Source organism: Sandaracinus amylolyticus (genome assembly GCF_021631985.1).
GTDB classification, from domain to species: domain Bacteria; phylum Myxococcota_A; class Polyangia; order Polyangiales; family Sandaracinaceae; genus Sandaracinus; species Sandaracinus amylolyticus_A.
In genome coordinates this window covers 3598355-3620194 of sequence record NZ_CP070225.1, presented here as the reverse complement: position 1 = coordinate 3620194, position 21840 = coordinate 3598355, and the positions used below count along the sequence as shown (strand labels likewise).

The 21840-nt window shown below is 71.8% G+C and carries 21 protein-coding genes; 9 read left to right on the top strand and 12 right to left on the bottom strand.

All coding sequences use genetic code 11. The features are described 5' to 3' along the window. Positions 1-200 precede the first annotated feature (200 nt). The 3 genes from I5071_RS14975 to I5071_RS14965 all read right to left on the bottom strand — a co-directional run bounded on the left by I5071_RS14975 (position 201) and on the right by I5071_RS14965 (position 2842). On the bottom strand, positions 201-1088 hold the full coding sequence (locus tag I5071_RS14975; protein ID WP_236606132.1) for a zf-HC2 domain-containing protein: 888 nt from the start codon (positions 1086-1088) through the stop codon (positions 201-203). Further along, positions 1085-1732 (bottom strand): sigma-70 family RNA polymerase sigma factor, encoded by a 648-nt coding sequence (locus I5071_RS14970; protein ID WP_236606131.1) that lies wholly within the window; start codon positions 1730-1732, stop codon positions 1085-1087. The genes I5071_RS14975 and I5071_RS14970 overlap by 4 nt, the downstream gene beginning before the upstream one ends. A gap of 309 nt (positions 1733-2041) precedes the next feature. Beyond that, positions 2042-2842 carry a polyhydroxyalkanoate synthesis regulator DNA-binding domain-containing protein gene (locus I5071_RS14965; RefSeq protein ID WP_236606130.1) on the bottom strand — a complete coding sequence of 267 codons (801 nt, stop codon included), beginning with the start codon at positions 2840-2842 and terminating at the stop codon, positions 2042-2044. Positions 2843-2889: 47 nt separating this feature from the next. On the opposite strand from I5071_RS14965, the gene I5071_RS14960 reads away from it, so the two are divergent. Then, the gene (locus tag I5071_RS14960) at positions 2890-3633 is read left to right on the top strand and encodes a hypothetical protein (protein ID WP_236606129.1); all 744 of its coding nucleotides are present in this window, start codon (positions 2890-2892) and stop codon (positions 3631-3633) included. Positions 3634-3642: 9 nt separating this feature from the next. Here I5071_RS14960 and tatA read toward each other — a convergent pair whose 3' ends face one another. Then, complete coding sequence (tatA, locus tag I5071_RS14955) at positions 3643-3891, bottom strand: twin-arginine translocase TatA/TatE family subunit (protein WP_236606128.1); 249 nt, start codon at positions 3889-3891, stop codon at positions 3643-3645. 91 nt (positions 3892-3982) lie between these two features. On the opposite strand from tatA, the gene I5071_RS14950 reads away from it, so the two are divergent. The 4 genes from I5071_RS14950 to I5071_RS14935 are packed head-to-tail and all read left to right on the top strand — an operon-like array spanning position 3983 to position 7336. Then, complete coding sequence (locus I5071_RS14950) at positions 3983-5167, top strand: class I SAM-dependent rRNA methyltransferase (protein WP_236606127.1); 1185 nt, start codon at positions 3983-3985, stop codon at positions 5165-5167. Next, positions 5167-5949 carry an HAD family hydrolase gene (locus I5071_RS14945; protein ID WP_236606126.1) on the top strand — a complete coding sequence of 261 codons (783 nt, stop codon included), beginning with the start codon at positions 5167-5169 and terminating at the stop codon, positions 5947-5949. Before I5071_RS14950 ends, I5071_RS14945 begins: the two co-directional genes overlap by 1 nt. Beyond that, positions 5946-6521 (top strand): hypothetical protein, encoded by a 576-nt coding sequence (locus I5071_RS14940; protein WP_236606125.1) that lies wholly within the window; start codon positions 5946-5948, stop codon positions 6519-6521. Before I5071_RS14945 ends, I5071_RS14940 begins: the two co-directional genes overlap by 4 nt. Continuing rightward, complete coding sequence (locus I5071_RS14935) at positions 6518-7336, top strand: class I SAM-dependent methyltransferase (RefSeq protein WP_236606124.1); 819 nt, start codon at positions 6518-6520, stop codon at positions 7334-7336. The genes I5071_RS14940 and I5071_RS14935 overlap by 4 nt, the downstream gene beginning before the upstream one ends. A gap of 316 nt (positions 7337-7652) precedes the next feature. Here the strand turns inward: I5071_RS14935 and I5071_RS14930 are convergent, their stop codons facing one another. Then, positions 7653-8333, bottom strand: a complete 681-nt coding sequence (locus I5071_RS14930; protein ID WP_236606123.1) for a hypothetical protein — start codon at positions 8331-8333, stop codon at positions 7653-7655. A 90-nt stretch (positions 8334-8423) separates the two neighbouring features. On the opposite strand from I5071_RS14930, the gene I5071_RS14925 reads away from it, so the two are divergent. Further along, positions 8424-8924 carry a PEGA domain-containing protein gene (locus I5071_RS14925; protein ID WP_236606122.1) on the top strand — a complete coding sequence of 167 codons (501 nt, stop codon included), beginning with the start codon at positions 8424-8426 and terminating at the stop codon, positions 8922-8924. 104 nt (positions 8925-9028) lie between these two features. Here I5071_RS14925 and I5071_RS14920 read toward each other — a convergent pair whose 3' ends face one another. Beyond that, the gene (locus I5071_RS14920) at positions 9029-9448 is read right to left on the bottom strand and encodes a VOC family protein (RefSeq protein ID WP_236606121.1); all 420 of its coding nucleotides are present in this window, start codon (positions 9446-9448) and stop codon (positions 9029-9031) included. A 152-nt stretch (positions 9449-9600) separates the two neighbouring features. On the opposite strand from I5071_RS14920, the gene I5071_RS14915 reads away from it, so the two are divergent. Together I5071_RS14915 and I5071_RS14910 are read left to right on the top strand one after the other, a co-directional pair. Further along, the gene (locus I5071_RS14915) at positions 9601-10938 is read left to right on the top strand and encodes an NfeD family protein (RefSeq protein WP_236606120.1); all 1338 of its coding nucleotides are present in this window, start codon (positions 9601-9603) and stop codon (positions 10936-10938) included. Between the two features lie 5 nt (positions 10939-10943). After that, positions 10944-11756 carry a slipin family protein gene (locus tag I5071_RS14910; protein ID WP_419249653.1) on the top strand — a complete coding sequence of 271 codons (813 nt, stop codon included), beginning with the start codon at positions 10944-10946 and terminating at the stop codon, positions 11754-11756. A 25-nt stretch (positions 11757-11781) separates the two neighbouring features. On the opposite strand, the gene I5071_RS14905 is transcribed toward I5071_RS14910, so the two are convergent. The 4 genes from I5071_RS14905 to I5071_RS14890 all read right to left on the bottom strand — a co-directional run bounded on the left by I5071_RS14905 (position 11782) and on the right by I5071_RS14890 (position 17613). After that, positions 11782-13179, bottom strand: coding sequence for a KamA family radical SAM protein (locus I5071_RS14905; protein ID WP_236606118.1), 1398 nt, complete (start codon positions 13177-13179; stop codon positions 11782-11784). Between the two features lie 76 nt (positions 13180-13255). Next, positions 13256-15001, bottom strand: a complete 1746-nt coding sequence (locus I5071_RS14900; RefSeq protein ID WP_236606117.1) for a right-handed parallel beta-helix repeat-containing protein — start codon at positions 14999-15001, stop codon at positions 13256-13258. Then, complete coding sequence (locus I5071_RS14895) at positions 14998-16764, bottom strand: RCC1 domain-containing protein (RefSeq protein ID WP_236606116.1); 1767 nt, start codon at positions 16762-16764, stop codon at positions 14998-15000. Before I5071_RS14895 ends, I5071_RS14900 begins: the two co-directional genes overlap by 4 nt. Before the next feature lie 12 nt (positions 16765-16776). Further along, positions 16777-17613 carry a hypothetical protein gene (locus tag I5071_RS14890; protein WP_236606115.1) on the bottom strand — a complete coding sequence of 279 codons (837 nt, stop codon included), beginning with the start codon at positions 17611-17613 and terminating at the stop codon, positions 16777-16779. A 136-nt stretch (positions 17614-17749) separates the two neighbouring features. On the opposite strand from I5071_RS14890, the gene I5071_RS14885 reads away from it, so the two are divergent. Further along, a complete protein-coding gene (locus I5071_RS14885) occupies positions 17750-18760 on the top strand; it encodes a sulfotransferase family protein (protein WP_236606114.1) in 1011 nt (336 codons plus the stop codon). On the opposite strand, the gene I5071_RS14880 is transcribed toward I5071_RS14885, so the two are convergent. Together I5071_RS14880 and I5071_RS46615 are read right to left on the bottom strand one after the other, a co-directional pair. Then, the gene (locus I5071_RS14880; RefSeq protein ID WP_236606113.1) at positions 18761-19264 is read right to left on the bottom strand and encodes a J domain-containing protein; all 504 of its coding nucleotides are present in this window, start codon (positions 19262-19264) and stop codon (positions 18761-18763) included. Beyond that, the gene (locus I5071_RS46615) at positions 19264-21819 is read right to left on the bottom strand and encodes an Hsp70 family protein (protein WP_268921231.1); all 2556 of its coding nucleotides are present in this window, start codon (positions 21817-21819) and stop codon (positions 19264-19266) included. The genes I5071_RS14880 and I5071_RS46615 overlap by 1 nt, the downstream gene beginning before the upstream one ends. Positions 21820-21840: the final 21 nt, after the last annotated feature.

Below are 21840 nucleotides of genomic sequence, written 5' to 3'. Positions count from 1 at the left end.
CCTCGGACCCGGCGCCCTCGTCGGAGGGCGTAGAGCCCGAGAGGATAGAGGGGTGCGCTTCGACGTGTCAACGTTGGAAATGGGGTGAACGCCCCGCTTTTCCTTCGTTTTTCGCCGATTTCGAGCCCTCGACACCACCCGAGCGAGCAGGTCTGCGGCACGCGGGTTGGGGACCCGCGCGCAGCCTCGCCCGGGCGCGCTCAGTGCTGGACGCGCGCGGACGCCGCGAGCTGGATCATCGTCTGACGGTCGAGGTCACCGGTGAACGCGTAGGTGAGCCCGTCGTGCTCGACGACCGGCACCGTGTAGCCGCGCACCTGGCGATAGTAGAGCTCGCGACCGTGCAGGCTCACGCGCTGCGCGCCCCGGAAGATCTGGATCGGCATCGCGCGCTGTGGCGGCTCGAACACCACGACCGTCACGCGATGACCGCGCACCTCGTAGTAGAACGCCGCGGCGTCGCGCTCGCGGATGTTCGAGAGGCGCGCACCGAGCAGCCGCGCGTCGGCGCGATCGAACTCCACGGGACGCACCGGGAACTCGAGCTTGCCGCGGAACCACCCGACGACCTGCTGCGGCGGACCGGCGACCTCCGCGGGGTGATCGCTCGAGTGTCGGCGCACGACGTCTTCGAAGAGCGGCATCGCCGTCGCCGCCACCGCTGCCTCGTCGGCCTCGCCGTCGTCGGTGCGCGCGCCGAGCGCCACGAAGAACACTGCCGCCGCGGCCGCGGGCACCGCGTATCGCGCCGGGAGCATCCACACGCGCAGCCCACGCCGCCGGCGCGGCTCACGCGGCGCCTTCGCGCTCTCGTCGACGCTCGGCACGTCGATGGGGCGAGGCGCGATGGCCTGCGGCGGCGGAGCCGACTGGATCGCGGTCAACACACGCAGACGCAAGTGCTCGGGCGCCTTCACGGTCCCGAGCTCCTGCTTGATCGTCTGCTTCACCGAGCGCGCGAACGCCGCGTGCTCACGGCACACGGGGCAGCTGGCCAGGTGGCTGTCGAACTCCACCTGGGCGCTCGTATCCAGCTCGCCGTCCACCAGGGCGTCGAGGTGCCGGCGGACGACGCGACACGGGATCATCCAGCCACCTCACGCGCGCGGCGGTAGGCCTCGAGCGAGATCGGCTCGCTGGTGCCCTCGGCCTTGTCGTCGATGATCCCCATCTGCACTGCCGTGTCGACCAGCCTGTGCTGCATCTGCTTCCGCGCGCGGTGGAGACGCGACATGACGGTGCCGATCGGGCAGCCGACGATGTCGGCGATCTCTTTGTACGAGAGCTCCTCGACGTCGGCCAGGACGATCATCAGGCGATGCTCGTCACTGAGCTCGTCGAGCGCGTTCTGGATCTCCTTCACGACGAGCGGCCGCATCGCGTCGCCGACCGGGTCGGTCAGCGCACGCATCGCGGCGCGGCTCATCACGCCGTCGCCCACGGGCTCGGCCTCGTCACCGTCGAGCACGCGCCGCTCGCGCGTGTTGCGCCGGTACTTGTTGATGAAGGTGTTGGTGAGCACCCGGAGGAGCCAGGCGCGCAGGTTCGTGCCGGGCTCGAAACGGTCGTAGAAGCGATACGCCTTCAGGAAGGCATCCTGGACCAGATCCTCCGCGTCCGACTCGGAGCGGGTCAGCCGGAGGGCCGCGCCGTACAGCGAGTCGAGGTGGACGAGCGCCTCCTTGGCGAACTCGTCACGGAGGGGGTTCGGGGTGTCGTCGCTCAGGGCCATCGCAGTCTTTCTGGGGCCTGCAGTCCGGGTCGTCCCGGGACCGCTCGAACCGGTGCCCCACGGTTGCCACGAGCCGCCCGGGGCTATCGGGACGTGCATCCCGAACCCCCGGTCGTCGTGGCTCATTCCGGAGTACGGACCACTCGGCTCCGGAATGTCGTGGGTCGCGACGGTAGCCATGCGACCGGGGCACGGAAGGCCGCGAGAACCGATCTCAGTCCGATTTCCTGGAGTGGCGACGGAAACGAAAGCGCCGCCGTGCTCGGGGCAGGGCGGCGCCACATGTGGGATGCGCGATCGACGAGGCGCTCAGGCCTCGGGCTCGTCCCCGCGCTCGTTCACGACGCGCTCGACGCGATCCGACTGCGCGTCGCCGTGCTTCGCCTCGCGCGCGCTGAGCTGGACGAGCTTCTGCTCGAGCTCCTCGATGCGCGTCTGCAGGCGCTTCACCTCGCCCTGGAGCTGGTGGACGTGGCTGACGGCCGCGCCGAGCACCGACTTGATGCGGTCGTCGGCGAGCCGCTGGAGCTCGTCCCACGCTTCCTTCGGGCCGACGAGGAGCTTGCGCCCCGCGACGTCGTCGGCCTTCTCCTTCTCGGCCGGGCGTTCGGGCTTCGCGGTCGGTGCGGCGACCGCCTCCTCGAGCTCGCCCTCCGGCGATGCGCCGGGCTCGCGACGGCCGATCAGCTTGCCGACGGCCGTGCTCGAGAGGGTCGACATCAGCCGCTCGCCACCCTGCTGGATGAGCGTGCGGAGGGCGCCGACGCTCGGCGACGACGAGCCCGCGCGACGCGCGTCCTCACCGGCCGGCGCGTTCTTGCGCTCCTCCTCGTACACGATCTGAGCGAGGGTGACGTTCGTCAGGTCCTCCTTCGTCGTGTTGTCGATGATGGAGACCTCTTCGCCCCCACGGACGTACTCCGCGATCTGCTGAAGCGTCACGTAGCGCGAGTCGCGCGTGTCGTAGAGCTTCCGGTTCGCGTAGCGCTTGATGACGCGGGGGCGCGTCGGGCGGTCGGACGGATGCTGAGGCGTCACACTCACGGGGATATTCTCCAGTTGCCAGAGTCGACGCGACGCGTCAAGCCCCACTGGCTGGGGATGACCCATGCGGGTAGGTAGCTCGTCCGGGGTATGATCCCGCGCTCGGAGAGCGCATGAGGGTCGGGCTCGAGGCGCGGCGTCTGGTGCGGGTGGTCGAGGGGATCGCGGATCGCGACGTCGCGGTCGGGTTCCTCCGGCACGAGCTCGCGCGGCTCGGGCCCGACGAGAGCGCCGCGGTCATCGCGGAGATCGATGCGCGCGCGGAGATGCGGGACGACGCGTCCGCGAGGGTGATGCTCCTGGTCTCCGTCGCGCTGGCGGCGCGCGAGTGCGACGAGCTCCGCGTCGCGATCGCCGAGGCCGCGATCGCACGTGGTGACGTCGACACCGCGCGCAGATTGCGGCCGGAGCCGGGGGCACGCGCCGCGGACGACGACGCGGCGACGGTTCCGGACTTCGGGCGCGGGCGACCGATGACGCTCGGGGAGCGCAAGTCGCTCGCGCGCGGTCGTGATCGCGATCTCCTCGCGCGGGTGCTGCGCGATCCGCATCCCGACGTGATCCGCATCGTGCTCGCGAACCCGGCGATCACCGAGCCCGACGTGGTGCGGCTCTGCGCGAAGCGGCCCATCGTGCCCGAGGTGCTGCGCGAGGTCGCGCGCTCGTCGCGATGGATGGTGCGATACGGGGTGCGTCTCGCGCTCGCGCGCAATCCGTACACGCCGCTCGACGTGGCGCTCTCGGTCGTGCCGCACCTCAACGCGCAGGACGCGCGCGACATCGCGGGCTCACCGGAGCTTCACGATCAGCTGCGCGAAGCGTGCGCCCGCGCGGCGCGTCCGCGCACGATCCACTGAGCGCGCGTCTCAGCGCTTGCGCTCGACGACCTCGGCCTCGGCGACGTCGTCCTTCGCGATCTCCTCGGCGCCGCTCTTCGACGCGACGCGCTTGTCCTTCGAGGTGACCTCGATGTCGTCGTCGCTGTTGAGGCCGCGCTTCAGGCCACGGATCGCCTTGCCGAGACCTTCGCCGATCTGCGGGAGACGGCTCGCGCCGAAGACGAGCAGCACGATCAGCAGGATGACGATCAGCTCGCCCATTCCGAGGTTCGGCACGTGTGGTCCTCCACTACCGGGAAACTGTTCCCAAGCTACCCGGGTGCAGCGGCCGCGGCAAGCGCGCGGGCCATGTACTAGAGTCGCGCGCGTGACGACCGTGACGCTGTCGCGAGGCCGGGTTCAGCCGGTTTGGGCTGGGCATCCCTGGGTCTTCGCGCAGGCGATCGCGAGGGTCGACGGCGCGCCGAGCGCGGGTGACGTCGTCGACGTCGTGGACCCCGAGGGGCGCTTCCAGGGGCGCGGGTACTGGTCGCCGAAGTCGGCGATCCCGGTGCGCATCGCCACCCGTGATGCGAACGATCCGCTCGACGGTGCGTCGATCGGGCGCGCGATGGAGCGCGCGGCGGCGCTGCGTGCGCGCTTCGGGCTGCCGAGCGCGGAGACGACGGGCTATCGGCTCGTGCACTCGGAGGGCGATGGGCTGCCGGGGCTGATCGTCGACGTGCTCGGGAACGTCGCGACGGTGCAGCTGCTCACCATCGGGATGAAGCTGCGCGAGCAGGACGTGTTCGCGCACGTCGCGCGCGTCGCGAAGGTGAAGACCGTCATCGAGGTCGCGAGCGAGAAGGCCGCGCAGCGCGAGGGGTTCGAGGCGACGACCGGCGTGGTGCGCGGGCCCGATCCCAGCGCGCTCGAGCTGCGCGAGCGCGGGCTCGACATCTCGCTCGAGCCGACGATCACCCAGAAGACCGGGTTCTACTTCGATCAGCGCGACAACCGCGCGATGGTGGAGAAGCTCGCGAACGGCGCGCGCGTGCTCGACCTCTACAGCTTCGTCGGCGCGTTCGCGATGTTCGCGGCGCGCGGCGGTGCGAAGAGCGTGACTGCGGTCGACAGCTCGGCGGTCGCGATCGCGACCGCGTCGCGGCTCGCGCATCACCACGGGATGAGCGATCGGATCACGTTCGAGCGCGCGGATGCGCGGCATCGGATGGAGGAGCTCGCGCGGAAGAAGGAGCGCTTCGATCTCGTGGTGCTCGATCCGCCCAAGCTCGCGCCGACGGTGAAGCACCTCGAGCGTGCGCGCGGTGCCTATCGACGGCTCAACGCCGACGCGGCGCGCGTGACCGAGAAGGACGGACTCCTCGTGAGCTGCTCGTGCTCGGCCGCGATGACGCCCGACGAGCTGGTGCGCGTGGCGACGATGGGCGCGCGTGACGCGGGGCGCGATCTGACGCTGCTGCACATGGGCGAGCAGGGCGCCGATCATCCGGTGCCCGCGGCGTTCGCGGAAGGGCGCTACCTCAAGGCCGCGTTCTTCCGGGTGACGTGATGCGAGCGATCGAGGAGCTGAGCGCGGAGAGCGCGCGGGCGATCGAGGGCGTGGTGTTCGACGTCGACGACACGCTCACGAAGGGCGGGGTCGTCGAGCAGGAGGCGTACGCGGCGCTCTTCCGGCTGCGCGATGCGGGGCTCGCGCGGATCGCGGTGACGGGCAGGCCGCTCGGGTGGATGGAGTCGGTCGCGCTCATGTGGCCGATCGATCTCGCGGTCGGCGAGAACGGCGCGGGGTGGATCTGGCGCGAGGGGCGCATCGCGCGGCGTGGGTGGTTCGACGTCGAGGGTGCGGGCGACGAGGTGCTCGGGCGCGTTCGGGCGCGGGTGCGCGAGGAGATGCCGGACCTGCGCGAGGCCGACGATCAGCCGCTGCGCCGGTGTGATCTCGCGTTCGACGTGGGCGAGACGGTGAGCCTCTCGCGTGATCGGGTCGCGCGGCTCGTGGAGATCATCGAGGCGTGTGGAGCGCGCGCGGTGGTGTCGACGGTGCACGCGCACGCGATGCCGGGCGCGTGGGACAAGGCGTGCGGGACGGTGCGTGCCGTGACCGACGTGCTCGGCATCGACGAGGCCCGGCTGCGCGAGCGCTTCTTGTTCGTCGGGGACTCGGGGAACGACGCGGCGGCGTTCGGGTTCTTCGCGCACACCGCGGGCGTCGCGAACGTGCGGGATCATCTGCACGCGCTCCCGGTCGCGCCGCGCTTCGTCGCGCGTGAGGCGCGGGGGCGCGGCTTCGCGGAGATCGTCGACGTGCTGCTCGCGCGGAGGAGCGCGTGAAGCGCGATCGACTGCCGACGCCGATCGTGCTCGCCGCGTCGAGCTCGATGATCGTGATCGGCGTGCTCGCGTGGATGGTGGCGCGGGATCGCGCGGAGCAGGCGCCGGTGGAGACGGCGCAGCGACCGCAGGTCGCGGAGCTGCACATCGACGATCGCACGCCGGAGGCGGTCGCGGAGTCGTTCTACGACGCGTGGCGACGTCGCGAGTGGGAGGCGGCCGAGCGCATCGCGGTGGGCGACGCGCGGGCGCGGGTGCACGAGAAGCGCGCCCGCGATGCGCAGCTCGACGCGCAGGAGCGCGAGATGGCGCGCGAGGCGTGGCTCGCGCTGGCGGGCGCGCCGCTCACGATGTTCTTCCAGCAGTCGGACACGCTCGAGCCGGATCAGCGCATCGCGCTGCGCGGCATCGCGGGATACGACGTGATGAGCCAGCCGTATCGTCGCGAGGTGGAGTTCGAGGTGGTACGCGTTGCTGGCTCCGACGGGGGCGAGCGCTGGCGCGTGGAGCGCATGGTGCCGGGGCGCGTGCTCACCGACGTGCCGGACCTCTTGAAGCTGGCGGACGAATGAAGCGCGAAGGGCCGAGCGAGCACGCGCTGCGACACGGGTCGGAGTCGCACTACGTCGACGCGCGTCTGTACGACCACACCTACGCGCGGCGGAAGCACGACGTGCGCTTCTACGTCGAGATGGCGCGCGAGATCGGCGGGCCGGTGCTCGAGCTCGGCGCGGGCAGCGGGCGCGTGGCGATCGCGATCGCGCGCGAGGGCATCGACGTGGTCGCGGTCGATCGCATGGACTCGATGCTCGAGCGCTTCCGTCAGCGGCTGACGCGACAGCCGATCGCGGCGCGCGAGCGGGTGTCGATCGTGAAGGGCGATCTGCTCTCGCTGCGGCTCCGGCGGAAGTTCCGGCTCGTGATCGCGCCGTTCAACGTGTTCATGCACCTCTATCGTCGGGAGGACGTGGAGGCCGCGCTCGCGACGTGTCGCGCGCACCTGATGCCGCGCGACGGGCGCCTCGTGTTCGACGTGCTGATGCCGGACTTCCGCGCGTTCGTGCGCGATCCGCATCGCCAGTATCGCGCCCGTCCGATCGTCGATCCGAACGACGGACGGAAGTGGGAGTACGGCGAGCAGTTCCAGTTCGATCCCGCCACCCAGATCCAGATGGTCACGTCGGTGCTGCGCAACCCCGACGATCCCGGCGATCTGCGGGTGCTCCCGCTCGCGCACCGGCAGTTCTTCCCGGCCGAGCTCGAGGCGTTGCTGCACTACAACGGCTTCGAGATGATCGAGCGCTGGGGTGACTTCGCGCGCGGCCCGCTCAGCGTCGACGGCGAGTCGCAGGTGATCGTGGCGCGGCTGCGGCGAGGCAAGCGCTAGGACGCTCCGCCGAGAGCGGCCTCGATCGCGATTCCGGTCTCCTTCCGCATCCCCCAGAGCGCCCTGGGCGAGGTTTCCGGGATCCGGAATGTTCCCCCAGAGCGCCCTGGGCGGGGGTTCCGGGATCCGGAATGTTCCCCCAGAGCGCTCTCGGGGCGTCGTCCGAATGCCGGAGACATCCCCTCGAGCGCTCGGTCCCCCGCGGTCGATGCTCGGAATCTCTCCCCCGAGCGTCACTTCCGTCCGATCCGAGACTCTGCGGTGCCCGATCGAGCGTTCGGTCCGTCGTGATCGAGAGACGAACACGCGATCGAGGTCAGGCTCCCTCCGGCTCCCCGCCTTCGTCCTTCTCGCCACCGCCCCCGGTGGGCGGGTCGATGTCGTCGAAGAACGACTCGTAGGCGCGCTTGTCGGAGGCGTGCAGCTCCCGCAGCGCGCCCTGGTTCTGCTTGTAGCAGTCGATCCAGACGCGCCGCGCCTCCGTGAGGGCGGCGCGCCGGACCGCGCAGAGCGTGCGGGCTCGCTCGCGGTCGGCGAGCGCGCTCTCGTAGCGGTCGCGCACTGCCGTGATGCGCGCCAGCCACTCGTCGCGCAGGGGCCCGCCGCCGGCGTCGAGCGCGCGGATCAGCTCGCCGAGCGCCGCGATCTCGGTGGCCCCGACCGGCTGCACGATCACCGTCTTGCCGCGGGGGAAGAGGCGGCCGTGCAGCGCGCCGGGCTTGCCTCCGTCGGCGTGGCGCGCGGCGAGGTCGAGCAGATCGATCTCGCGGTCGGCGGCCCGGTCGGCGATCGCGACCCGCGCGCGCGGCCGCGAGAGCGCGAGCACCGAGGCCTCGTACTCGTCGCGGCAGGCGGCGAGCTGCGCGGTCGCGGTCTCGTTGCGGGCGCGCAGCCGCGCGTGCTCGGGGTCCGAGTGGGTCGCGAGCGCCTCGTCGTGGAAGGTGGCGACGCGGAGGATCTTCAGGACTGGGGTTCGCAGGGTCGGTGTCTGGGCCATGCGCGCGACGGTGCCGACGAGCGCGCACGCGATACAAGTCGCCGAACGAGGAGAGCGCCGCGGCGGAGGCGTGCTGGGTAGAATCGCGCGATGCGAGCGTGGTGGATCCTCTGCGTGCTCCTGACCGCGTGCGCGCCTCCAGCGGATGCGAGCGAGGGCACGTTGATCGTGCGCGCCCACGAGCGCGGTGTGGTGCACGTCGACGCGCGTCCGGTGAGCGGTTATCGCGTGCGGCTCGCGCGCGGCATGCACGTCGTGGAGCTGCGGCGCGGTGCGCTCGTGATCGCGAGCGAGCGCGTCGAGGTGCGCGGGGGGAGCACGGTCGAGATCGATCTCGACGTGATCGCCGCGGGATCGATCGCGAGCGATGCGGCGGTGAGCGGGCGGGTCGAGATCCGCTCGGTGCCGCCGGGCGCGGAGATCGAGATCGACGGAGCGCCCGCGGGGCTCGGGGCGCTGGTGATCGATCTCGTGCCGGGGCCGCACGTGGTGCGGGTGTGGGCGCCGGGATACGAAGCGTTCGAGCAGGAGATCTACGTGGGCGCGGGCGCAGAGACCGAGCTCGACGTGCAGCTCGTGCCGTCGCCCTAGCGGCTCTGGGTCGTCGTCGCATTCCGGCGGACGACACCGCGATCGCCGCGGACGCCGGCATCCGTCGCCGGCTCCGCTCCGATCGCGGCATCGTTCGACCGCGATCACGCGCTCTTCGCGGGGCAGTGGAAGGTCCAGGAGATGCCGTAGGCGTCGGTGAGCGAGCCCAGCTTGCCGCCGGACATGTCATCGAACGGGAAGCGCACCGTGCCGCCGGCGGCGAGCGCGTCGAAGCGCACCGCGGCGTCGTTCGGGTCGTCGAGCTCGAGCGTGACGCGGATGTTGCTCTCGCGCGGAACCGTCGTGCCCGGCGGCACGTCGTTGAGGAGGACGCGCGAGGCGCCGATGCGCAGCACCGCGTGCATCACGCGCGTCGTGTGACTGGTCATGCTCGCCAGCTCGGGGTAGTCGCCGTAGCGCAGGATGCGCTCGACCTCGGCTCCGAGGGCGCGCTGGTAGAGCGCGATCGCGGCGTCGGCGGTGCCGTCGAACGAGAGATATGCCTCGGCGGTCAGGATGCTCATGGGGTCCTCCGTGGGGGCCGCGTTCCGGCCGTTTCGGCCCGAGGACGAACGAGCGCGGTCGCTCCCGACACCGGCGCGACTTTTTTTCCGACCGAGGGCGCGGCGCTCACCATCCCAGCTCGGGTGCGCGCGATGCATCGACGTCGCGCGTGATGGATCGATCGCGGTGGGGCGCGGGGCTCTTCGTGCTCGCGCTCGTGCTCGCAGCAGCGCCGGCGAGGGCACGCGCGGAGCGCACGTGCGTGCTCGCGGCCGAGCTGCACGGCGTGGTGAGCGAGGGCACCGCGACGTACCTCGAGGACGCGCTCGCGCGCGCCGAGCGCGAGGGCTGCGCGCTGCTGGTGCGGGTCGACACCCCGGGCGGGATGATCGAGCCGACGCGGCGCATCGCGGGGGCGTTCCTCGAGGCGCGGGTGCCGATCGTCGTGCACGTCGCGCCCGGCGGGGCGCGCGCGGGATCGGCGGGCGTGTTCGTGCTGCTCGCCTCGCACGTCGCGGCGATGGCGCCGGGATCGAGCGTGGGCGCGGCACATCCGGTGTCGCTCGACGGTCGCGAGGCGAGCACCGAGCTCGCGCGGAAGATCGAGAGCGACACCGCGTCGCTGGCGCGCGCGATCGCGCAGCAGCGCGGGCGCAACGTGGAGTGGGCCGAGGCAGCGGTGCGAGAGAGCGCATCGGCCACGGCGGACGAGGCACGACGCCTCGGCGTGATCGACCTCGTGGTCGGGTCGGAGCGCGCGCTGCTCGAGGCGATCGACGGTCGTGTGGTCTCGATCTCGCCCGAGCGCGCGTGGACGCTCCACACGCGCGGCGCCGAGGTGCGCGAGCACGAGATGACGATCCCGCAGCAGACGCTCGCGCTGCTCGGGGATCCGACGATCGCGTACGCGCTGCTGGTGATCGGGATCTTCGCGCTGATGATCGAGCTCGCGACGCCGGGGGTCGGCATCGCGGGCGGGATCGGCGCGATGTCGTTCCTGCTCGCGGCGATCGGGCTCGGAGTGGTGCCGGTGACGATCGGCGGCATCGCGCTGGTCGGGATCGCGCTCGCGCTCTTCGTGGCCGAGCTGCACGTGGCGAGCGCTGGCCTGCTCGCGGTCGCGGGCGCGGTGTGCCTCGTGGCGGGGGCGGCGCTGCTCGTGGATCACGCCGATCCGTCGTTCTTCGCGGACGAGAGCGTCGGCGTGTCGTGGGGCGTCGTGGTGCCGCTCGCGATCGTGCTCGCGGTCGCGGCGGTGGTGCTCGGGATCGCGGTGCGCCGGGTGCGCGCGCGGCCGAGCGTGACCGGCGTCGAGGCGATGCTCGGCGAGGTCGGCGCGGCGGCGTCGATGATCGATGGGCGCGGCGGCGCGGTGCGGATGCACGGCGAGACCTGGCGCGCAGTGAGCGACGTGCCGCTGCCCGCGGGCACGCCGGTCCGGGTGATCGCGGTGCGCGGGCTGACGCTGCGGGTGATCGCGGCGGACGAAGGAGAAGGAGCGCTCGCATGATCGGGATGGGACTGCCGATCGGGCTCGCGGTCGCGACGTTGATCGTGCTCGGGTACGTCGTGTCGTCGATCCGCATCGTGACCGAGTACCAGCGCGGCGTGCTCTTCCTGCTCGGGCGCTACCAGGGCGTGAAGGGCGCGGGGCTGCGCTTCGTGTTCGCGCCGTTCGTGCGGATGATCATCGTCGACCTGCGCACGCGCGTGAAGGACGTGCCGCCGCAGGAGGTCATCACCCTCGACAACGTGTCGTGCACGGTGAACGCGGTGATCTACTTCCGCGTGGTGCATCCCGATCAATCGGTGCTGCAGGTCGAGGACTACGACTACGCGACGAGCCAGCTCGCGCAGACGACGCTGCGCTCGGTGGTGGGCGGGCACGAGCTCGACGACCTGCTCGCGCAGCGCGAGAAGCTGAATGCGAAGATCCAGGTGATCATGGACGCGGCGAGCGACCCCTGGGGCATCAAGGTCACGGGCGTCGAGATCAAGCACGTCGAGCTGCCCGCGGAGATGCGCCGCGCGATCGCGCGACAGGCGGAGGCGGAGCGCGAGCGACGCGCGAAGGTGATCAGCGCCGATGGCGAGTTCCAGGCGTCGCACAAGTACGCGGAGGCCGCGGAGGTGCTCGCGACGCAGCCGGGCTCGCTGCAGCTGCGTTATCTGCAGACGCTCGTGGAGATCGCGGCGGAGAACAACTCGACGACGGTGTTCCCGCTGCCGATCGAGCTGCTCGAGGGGCTCGTCGGACGTCGCGCGGCGAGCGCCGACGGTCGACGGAAAGACGACGCGCGCGACGGTGAGCGCACCGCGCGCGCGTGACTGCTACGGAAATCGTAGCGCCGCCTCAGCGCCGGGCGCGCGCCTGGGCGCGGTCGAGCGCTTCCTGGACCATCTTGCTGTGCTCGGCCGGGTCCTTCCAACGCATCTGGCCCGCCTCGGAGAGGAGGTGGATCGGGTCGAAGTAGAGGAAGAACTGGCCGGGCTTCACGCTCGGCGCGGTGTAGACCGAGATGCCGGTGACGCGGTCGTAGTGCTCGAAGCTGTGCACCACGCGCTTGCCGCCGCCGCCGGGCGCGTCGACGACGAAGGTCGGGGTGTTGAAGCCCGCGGTCGTGCCGCGCACCGACTTCTCGAGGTACTCCGCGGTGTCGACCGTCGTGCGCAGCTCTTCGACGCCCTTCACGAGGTCGTGCACGTAGACGTAGTAGGGCTGCACGTTCACGTGGGCGAGCCGCTTCACCAGCGTCGTCATGGTCTCGACCTGGTCGTTCACGCCGCGCTGCAGCACCGACTGGTTGCGCACCGTGACGCCCTCGCCGAAGAGGCGATCCATCGCGCGCTTGGTGATGCCGGTGATCTCGTTCGGATGGTTGAAGTGCGTGTGGAGGACCACGTCCTTCGCCATCGAGCGGCCGCGGTGCACGACCTCGACGAGCGCCTTGAACCACTCGTCGTCGGTGAGGATCTTCTGCGGCATCACCGCCGGGCCCTTGGTCGCGAAGCGCATGCGCGCGACGTGCGGGATGTCGAGCAGGCGATGGCCGATCTCGCGGATCTGATCGGCGCGCAGGTTGTACGAGTCGCCGCCCGAGATGACGATGTCCTCGAGCTCCGGGCGCGACGCGACGTAGGTGAAGATCGCCTCCCAGCGCTGGGTGTTCGCCTTGAGCGAGAGCTTCTCGAGCTCGGCCTGATCGGTGTCGGGACCGACCGCGTAGCTGCGCGTGCAGAAGCGGCAGTAGACGGGGCAGGTGTCGAGCGCGAGGAAGAGCGCCTTGTCGGGATAGCGGTGCGTGAGGCCCTGCACCGGCGCGTCGCCCTGCTCGTTGAGCGAGTCGAAGCGGAGCTGCGGATGATCGGGCAGCCGCGTCGACGAGAGCGGGATGAACTGGCGGCGGAGCGGGTCCTCGTAGGGCTTCGTCCAGTCGACGAGCGAGAGCAGATAGGGCGAGACGCGCACCGCCATCGGGGCGTGGCGGAAGCCCTCTTCGGCGTCGGAGATGAACGCGGGCGAGACCAGGCCCTGCAGCGCGGCGAGCAGCTTGTCGACGCGCGTGATGGTCTGCTTCATCTGCCACTTGTGATCGAGGAACTCGGCCTCGCTCACGTTCGCGTAGGCAGGGATGCGCCGCCAGAAGTCGCCCTCGAGGAGGTGACGATGGCTGAGCGTCGAGGGGTCGACCGGCGGCTTCACCGCGCGCGGGGCTTCGTCCTTCGGCGTCTCGACGACCTTGAGCTGCATGGAGGTGTTCCTCTGTGGGAAACCTCGTTGTTACCACGGGCCCGATCGTCGCCGCACCCGCGTCCTGCGCGCTGGCTCACTCCGTTTCGAACGCGCCGGAGTCGCAGGGCGGAGTGCGGGTCATGCCGCGCTGGTCCACGTCCGGGCACTCGTCGCCGGCGAAGGCGATGGCGGCGCTGCCGGTGTCGAGGGCGAACGTCTCGGTGGAGCCCCCGCGGTCCTGCAGTGGGAGGAGGCGCGGGTCGCCGACGCGGTCGATGCCGGCCGCGCCGATCTGCATGCCGCAGTCGAAGTCCGCCTCGCCCGGGAGCTCGTCCGCGACGTTGCCGCCGCGCGACATGATCGTGGCGTGGCAGTTCAGTCGCGTGCTGGCGCTCGAGAAGTTGTTCGCGACGATCGAGCCCTCGAGCGTGAAGCCCATGTTGCTCGGGCTCCAGATCGCGCGTCCGTTCGGCTGCGTGGACGTGTTGCCGGCGATCGTCGAGTACGAGATCGCGACGGTCACGTCCTGCACGAGCATCGCGGTGCCGTAGTGCGCGCGGTTCGACGCGAACGTCGAGCTCGCGATCTGCACGCTGCCCTGGAACGCGTAGAGGCCGCCGCCGTCGGCGGCGCGCGAGAGCGTCCGGACCGTCTCGTTCGCGGAGACGAGACAGCGATCGAGCGTGATCGCCGAGTTGATCGAGGAGATGCCGGCGCCCGAGGTGTAGTCGCGGTCGGTCGTGATGCGGTTGCGCGAGACGTCGCAGTCGACGAGCTCGGCCGACGCGTCCCACACGAAGAGGCCGCCGCCCTGTTGGCCCGCGCCGTTGTCGACGATGTCGCTGTCGCGCACCGTGAGCCGCCCGCCGCGGATCACCGCCACGCCACCGCCCGACGCGTCCATCGAGACCGCGTTCGCGGCGTTCCCGGTGACGCAGCTGCGCTCGAGCGTGACGACCGCGGGGCTCTGCACCAGGAGCCCACCGCCGTGCCCGTCGGTCACGACGCCGCCGGTGAGCGTGAGCCCGTCGAGCGTCACCGCTCCGTCGGTCACCTGGAGCACGCGCGTGGAGCCGTCGTTGGACAGCACCGCGCCGCAGCGGCTCGGGCCGCGCAGCGTCAGGTGTTGATCGATCACGAGCACGTCGGAAAGCGCGTAGGTGCCCGCCGCGAGCAGGATCGTCTGCGCCCCGGCGCGCGCGTCGGCCCAGCGGACCGCCTCGGTCAGCTCCTCGAGCGTCGCGACGGAGCGCGTCTCGGGATCGACCCACGCGTCGGGAGGTCCGGTGTCGACGTCGGATATCCCGGCGTCGTCGCGCGACGTGCCTCCGTCGATCGTGCCCGCGTCGCGCGTCGGGACGTCGGGCTCGTGGCGCGGATCCCACACCGGCAGCGTCGTCGGATCGATCTCGGGCGACACGCAGTCGCCGGCCACGCACGTGCGCTCGGCGGGACAGCTCGGTGCGATGCAGGCGCGCTCGAGGAGCACGGCGAGCACGCGCACGCTGCCCCGCACGAAGCGCGTCGAGACGGTGCGGGTCACGATCTCGTCGTCGTCGTGCGTGACCGCGAGCTCGATGCGCAGCGGTGCGTCCTGGGCCTCGTCGCGAGGATCGATGCGGATGCGGACCGGGCGCTCGCTCGCGGCGAGATCGATCTCGCGGACCACCGCATCGCCGTCCTCGGGCTCCACGCGGATCGTGAGCGTGTCGACCTCCGCGGGCACCGCGAGCTCGGTGTCGACCACGAGGTAGAGCGCGGTGGGATCGGTGCTGCACGCGGCGAGGGTGAGCGCGAGCGCCGAGCAGAGTCGGAGGCGAGCGATGAGCACGGGGATCACCAGAGCGAGCCGATCACCTCGGCCCACCAGAAGTCCTCGGGGATGCGGAAGGACCCGCCCTCGCCCGCGCACGTGATGGAGGTGGTGACGTGGAAGCACGTGTGCTCGTCCGCGACCGCGATCGCGCCGATCACCGCATCGACGCTCGGCTCGTCGGGCGTGACCGGCTCGGAGCGCGGCGGCGCGAGCCCGGCGCGCCCGTCGTCGCCGTTGCCCCAGCAGCTCACGTACTGGTCGCTCGGCAGCGCGCACGTGTGCTCGAGGCCTGCCCCGATCGCGGTCGCGGGCGGATCGAGCGGGACGATCACACCGCTCGGGACCGGCGCGGGGTTCGTCGGGTCGACGCCGAGCTGGCCGCGCGAATTGCTGCCCCAGCACTCGATGCGATAGGGCGCGCTCGCGCCGATCAGCGCGCACGTGTGCGCGCCACCGGCCGCCATCGCGCGCACCGGAGCATCGGCGACGGTGACCTCGACCGGCTCGCTCGACGCGCTGGTGGTGCCGTTGCCGAGCTGCGCGCGCTCGTTCGCGCCCCAGCACCACGCCTCGCCGCTCGCGCTCCACGCGCACGCGTGACGTGCTCCGACCACCAGGCCGACGAACGTGCGCGCGTCCTCGAAGACGTCGACCGGCTGACCGCTGCGGGCCACCGCGGGATTGCCGCCGCTCTCGCCGTCGCCCCAGCACATCACGCGACCGTCGGCGAGCGCGCACGCGTAGCCGTGCCCCGCATCGAGCGCGGTCACGGTGCGCGTGCCGACCGAGAGCTCGGCGCGACCACCGCACCCGGGCGTCGCGCCCCAGCCCGCGGCGCCGCGGCCCCAGCAACGGATCTCGCCGTCCCACGCCGCGCAGGTGAACGTGTCGCCCGCGGCGACCGAGCTCGGCTCGTCCTCGAGGTCGGCGACCACGACGTGCCCCTGCTCCGCGGGATGCCGGTTCTCGTAGGGCAGGGGCGATCCTCCGAGCTGCCCGTCGTCGTCCGAGCCGACGCACGAGAGCACGCGACGCCCGTTCGTGCGCTGGCCGATCATGCAGAGGTGCTCGGTGCCTGCGGAGAGCACGCGCACTTCGCCGGGCCCGGGCTCGCAGAGCGGGCCCGCGTCGGGGATGCCCTCGAGGCAGATGCGCGGCGCGGGGCACGGCTGCTCGCCGCACGTCGGGACCGCGCCCGCGTCCACCACGCCGCCGTCGCGGCACGGCGTGCCCGCGTCGCGGCCCGCGTCGAGCCCGCCCCCATCGTCGACTCCGGCGTCGCTCGATCCCGCGTCGTGGATCGCGGCGTCGCTCCACGTGACGTCGGGATCGTCGCCGTCCCACACCGGCAGATCGTTCGCGTCGAGCCCGTCGTCGTCGCACGCGCCGGCGATGCACGTCTCGTTCGGCACGTCGCAGGTCACGTCGAGGCACGCGCGCTCGAGCGACACGACGAGCTCGCGCACCGAGCCTCGGACGAACGTGGTCCGCACGGTGCGCGTGAGCACGGCCGTGTCTCCATCGCTCACCGAGAGCACGAGCCGGAGCGACGCGCCCTCGTGGCCCTCGCGGGGATCGATGCGCACCCGCACCGGGCGCTCGGCCGTCGTGAGATCGATGTCGCGCTCGATCGGCTGCTCGTGATCGGGCTCGACGCGGATCGTCAGCGACGCGACCTCACCGGGGACCTCGAGGTTCGTGTCGACGACGAGGTAGAGCGCGGTCGGCGAGGGCTCGCACGCGGCGAGCAGGAGCGCAGCGATCACGAAGCTCATCGGGGTGCGCATGCGCGGCCTCGCTCAGAGTCGGATCGGAGGTTCGGAGCCCTGCGGGAGCTCTCCGCCGTTGCCCTCGGCGACGAGCACGCCGACGAGGATCGCGACGCCGATCGCGACGACGCCCGCGCCCACGCCGACGACGATCCACGGCGTGGGATCGTCGCCGCTCGGCGGCTCGGTATGCAGATCGGGCTCGGTCGTGACCGGCGGGGCGACCGCGGTCTGCGCGACCACGGCGGGCTCGGGGACGACGACGCGCGCCACCACGCGCGGGACCTCGAGCGCGACCTCGGTGCGCTCGCCCTCGCGCAGCGTGAACGGATGGTCGAGCAGCGTCTGCTCGGTGCGCGCGATCACGACGCGGTGCTCGCCGGGATCGAGCGCGATCTCGGTGCCGAGCGCGCGCGGATCGAGCGCCTCTCCGTCGAGCTGCACGCGGTCGCCCGGGTCGAGCCCCTCGATGCGCAGCGTGGCGTGCGCGATCTGCGCGTCGATCCCGCCGAGCGCGCTCTCGATCGCGGCACCGTAGTCGCGCCGCTCGCGCTCGCTCGCGTCGCGGAGGAAGCGCCGATAGCTCTCGCTCGCCGCGACGAGGCGCCCGGTCTGACGCTGCGCGCCCGCGAGGTTCATCAGCGTGATCGGGCGCGGGTAGAGCGCGTACGAGCGCTCGAACGCGCCCCGCGCCTCGGGCCATCGACGCGCGCGCGCCGCACGCACGCCGTCTTCGTAGAGCGAGCGCGCCGTGCGCTGCATCGACGGTGACGTCTCTGCTGCGTCCTGGGCGTGGGCTGGCGCTCCGGCTGGGGCGAAGACGAGCAGCGCGAGCAAGAGCGCGGCCGTCGCGAGCGGGCGGTCCATGACCTGCGAACCGTTGCCGACGCAGGAGGTCCGAGCAACCGGATCCTGCAGATTCGCCCGGATTCGCTGCGATGGCAATCCCTCAGCAGGCCAAGAAACTTGACCGGATCGCCCCGCCGGGCCACCAGAGGGGGCCATGACGTCCGTTCAGGAACGCCTTCTCTTCGTGGTGTCTCCGCCTCGCAGCGGCTCGACGCTGCTGCAGCGGATGATCGGCTCGCACAGCGCGGTCTTCACGCACCCCGAGCCGCACCTGATCACGCCGATGGCGTACCTCGGCTTCTACGACACGGTCGACAAGGCGCCCTTCGATCACATCAACTCGGCCGAGGCGATCCGGCTCTTCGTGAGCTCGCTGCCGCGCGGCGAAGAGGACTATCTCGACGCGCTGCGCGCGTACTCCGACGCGATGTACGGCCGCATGCTCGAGCCGAGCGGCAAGCGGTACTTCATGGACAAGACGCCGGCGTACGCGCTCGTGCTGCCGTTCCTGACGAAGCTCTATCCGCACGCGAAGTACGTCGTGCTCACGCGGCATCCGCTCGCGATCTTCTCGAGCTTCGCGAACTCGTTCTTCGACGGCGACTGGGCGCGCGCCCACGAGTTCAATCCGCTCGTCGAGCGCTACGTGCCGGCGATCGCGAAGATGCTGCGCGAGCGTCCGGTGCCGCTGGTGCACGTGAAGTACGAGACGCTCGTCGAGGCGCCCGAGGCGCAGATGGAGCGTGTCTTCGCGTACATGGACGTGGAGAACGAGCCCGAGGCCGTGAACTACGGCGAGCGCTTCCGGAGCAAGAAGGGCCCGGGCGATCCGATCACGGTGAGCCAGCACTCGCGCCCGGTGACCGACTCGCTGCACAAGTGGGCGGCCGAGCTCGCGAAGGACGCGAAGAAGCGCGCGCTCGCCGAGCGGATGATCGAGCGCGTCAGCGACGAGGATCTCGAGACGTGGGGCTGGCCGCGCGAGCGCGTGTTCGACGCGGTGCGCGAGGTCGCGTCGAGCGTCGAGGCGCCCAAGCCCGTGGTCAACGCGTACACGATCCAGCGCAAGGTCATGCTCGCGCTGAAGAAGGACATCCACCAGCGCCCGCACGGCGCGCTGGTGAAGCGCATCCGCTACTACTGCGACGTGCTGCTGCGCGAGTGATCACCAGCCGCGCATGGCGCGCTCGATCTTCTGGAGCGCTTGCTCGAGGATCGGGCTGCCCGGCTCGTGCTGCATCGCGGCTTTGATCTGGCGCCACGCAGTCTGGAGATCACCGGCGCGCGCGGCGTCCTGCGCCTTCGTGAAGAACGCGCGCGCGGTCGGGGACTGGAGCGTGGGCTTGCTCGGCTCCTCGCGCCGCGCGGGCTTCGCGGGCTCGACCGGCGCGCGCGCGTCGCTCTTGAGGCGCAGCTCGCCCTTGGCGAGCACGGCGTCGTAGGCGCGGCGCGCGGTGGGATCGCTCAGCGTCTGCACGGCCTCGCTGCCGCGGCGGTAGATGCGCGTGGCGCGCGCGACCTTCTCTGTCTCCTGGCCGGCGAATCGATCGGGGTGATAGCGGCGCGCGAAGGTGCGGAACGCGCGCTTCACGTCCTCGACGCTCGCGTCGCGCGCGACGCCGAGCAGCGTGTAGTAGTCGAGCTGATCGAGGCGGTCGTCGTTCGACATCAGGCGAGCTCGCGCTCCTGACGACGGCGCATCTCGTCGATCTCGTTCGGATCGAGCCCGCCCTGCAGGTGGATGCGCGTGTGCTGCGCGCGTCCGGTGTCGAGATCGGTCGCGCGCACGTCGAGGATGCCGCTCGCGTCGAGCAGGAAGCTGACGTCGATGCGCACCGCGCCGCGGCGCGCCTTGCGGATCCCGTCGAACACGAGCGTGCCGAGGAGCTCGTTGTCGGCGAAGCGCGTGGACTCGCCCTGACAGATGCGCAGCTCGACCGCTTCCTGGTCGTCTCGCGCGGTCGAGAAGACGCGCGACTTCTCGGCGGGCACCGGCGCGTTGCGCGGAACGATCGGCGCGCAGAACCCGCCCGCGGTCTCGAGCCCGAGCGAGAGCGGCGTGACGTCCATCAGCAGCGGCGCAGGCGCGGCGCTCGCGATCGGGAGCTCGGGCACGTGCGGCGCGAGGCGGGGATCCTGCGCGGGCGGCGAAGCGAAGTCGTCGGGCGAGAGCGCGAATTCGTCGATCGCGATCGGCGGGGGCTCGTCGATCTCGAGCACCGGCAGGCTCGGCGGGGGCGGAGGAGGAGGCCTTCGCGGCGGCGGAGGCGGCGGAGGCGCCAGGCGCGCGGGAGGCGGCGGCACCGGCGGCGCCTCGGGCGGCACCGACTCGAGCTCGACCTCGAACATCCCGGCATCGAGCGGATCGCGCACCAGCGGCGCGGGCTCGGGCAGGCCGAGCGGCGCATCGAGCGCGGCGATGCCCTCGGCGAGCGCGTCACGGGTCGGCGCGCTCGCGGGCTCGTCGCCGAAGGGCGAGTCGATCGCGGCGGGCGCGCCGATGCCGAAGGGCACGGTCGCGTCGCGTCGCGGCTTCTTGCGCGCGGTCTCCGGCAGATCGAAGGGCGCGTCGACGTTCGCGGCGACCATCTTGCGCGCGCTCGGCTCGGCGAAGGGCGCGTCGATCGGTGCGGGCACCGCGACCTCGATCGGACGGCGCGCCGCGATCGATCCCTCGCGCGTCGTGGTGCGGGCGCGCGCGAGCGGATCGTCGAGCTCGAGCAGCCCCGAGTCCGACGTGGTGCCGACGCGCGCGGGCGGTGCGAGCACTGCGACGCTGCTCTGCCCGAGCTCGAGCGAGGTGCGCGCGAAGGGATCGTCGCCGCTCGGCGCGGGCATCGAGTCGGGGCGTGCCAGCGACGCGGGCGAGGGCACCACCACGTTGCGCGAGGCGAGCGCCGAGGGCGGCGGCACGAGGCGCGGCTTCGGCACCGACACCGGCGGGGGCGCGAACGCGGGCTGCTTGGGCAGCTCGCTCGCGCGCGGGCCGGACACCAGCGTTCCCTTGCGCAGTGCGGCGCGCCCGCCCGGCGGCGCGCCCGGGGCGATCGACGCCGCAGGCTTGCCCGCGAGCGTCCACGCGTGGATCGCCGCGCCCTGCGCGACCACGAGGTCGGGATCGATGTCGGCGCGCGGCGCACGACCGAAGTGCTCCTCGACCATGCGGCGCACCAGCGGGATGCGCGTCGAGCCTCCGACCAGCACGACGTTGTCGATCTCGCGCGGCCTGCGTCCCGCCTCGCGCAGCGCGTCGGCGACCACGTCGAACGTGCGCGCGATCAGCGGGCGCATGCGCGCCTCGAGCTCGTCGGCGGTCATGCGGAACGTGAAGTCGATCGTCTCGGCGCGTCGCATCAGACCGCCGGGCTTGGTGAAGAGCTGCTCGAGCGTGAGCTCCGCCTCGGGCACCGACGAGAGCTGGCACTTCGCCCACTCCGCCGCGGCGCGCATGCGCTCGAACGCTTGCAGGTCGCCGCGCACGTCGTAGCCGTGCTCCTTCGTGCACGCGTCCGCCATCATCTCCGCGATCGAGAGATCGATGTCGTCGCCGCCGAGGAACGTGTCGCCCGCGGTCGAGACGACCTCGAACACGTCGCGATCGAGATCGAGCACCGTGATGTCGAACGTGCCGCCGCCGAAGTCGTAGACCGCGATCGTCTCGGGCTTGTCGCGTCCGTAGCCGTAGGCGAGCGTCGCGGCGGTCGGCTCGTGGATGATCCGCAGCACCTCGAGGCCCGCGACCTTGCCCGCGGCCTGCGTCGCGCTGCGCTGCAGCTCGTTGAAGTTCGCGGGCACGGTGATGACCGCGCGCTTGCACTCGACGCCCAGCGCGGCCTCCGCGACCTCGCGCAGGTGTCGCAGCACCAGCGCGCTCAGCTCGGGCAGCGCGTAGGTGCCCTTGCGGACCTTCACCTGCACGCCGCCGGTGCGGCTCGGCTCGATGGTGAACGCGAAGCGCTCGCGCGCGCGCTGGACCTCGGGGCTCGTGAAGGGGCGCCCGATCAGGCGCTTCACCGAGTACACGGTGTTCTCGGCGTCGACGAGGCGTCGCTCGCGCGCCGCGTGGCCGACCAGGACCTGCCCTTCCGGCGTGAACGACACGCACGAGGGCACGAGTCGGTTCCCCTCGGGGTCTGCGAGCACGCGGGCGTGCTGCCCGTCGGTGATCGCGACGACGCTGTTCGTCGTTCCGAGATCGATGCCGAGGACGGGGCCTTCGATCAACACTGCGCTCCCACGTGCTCG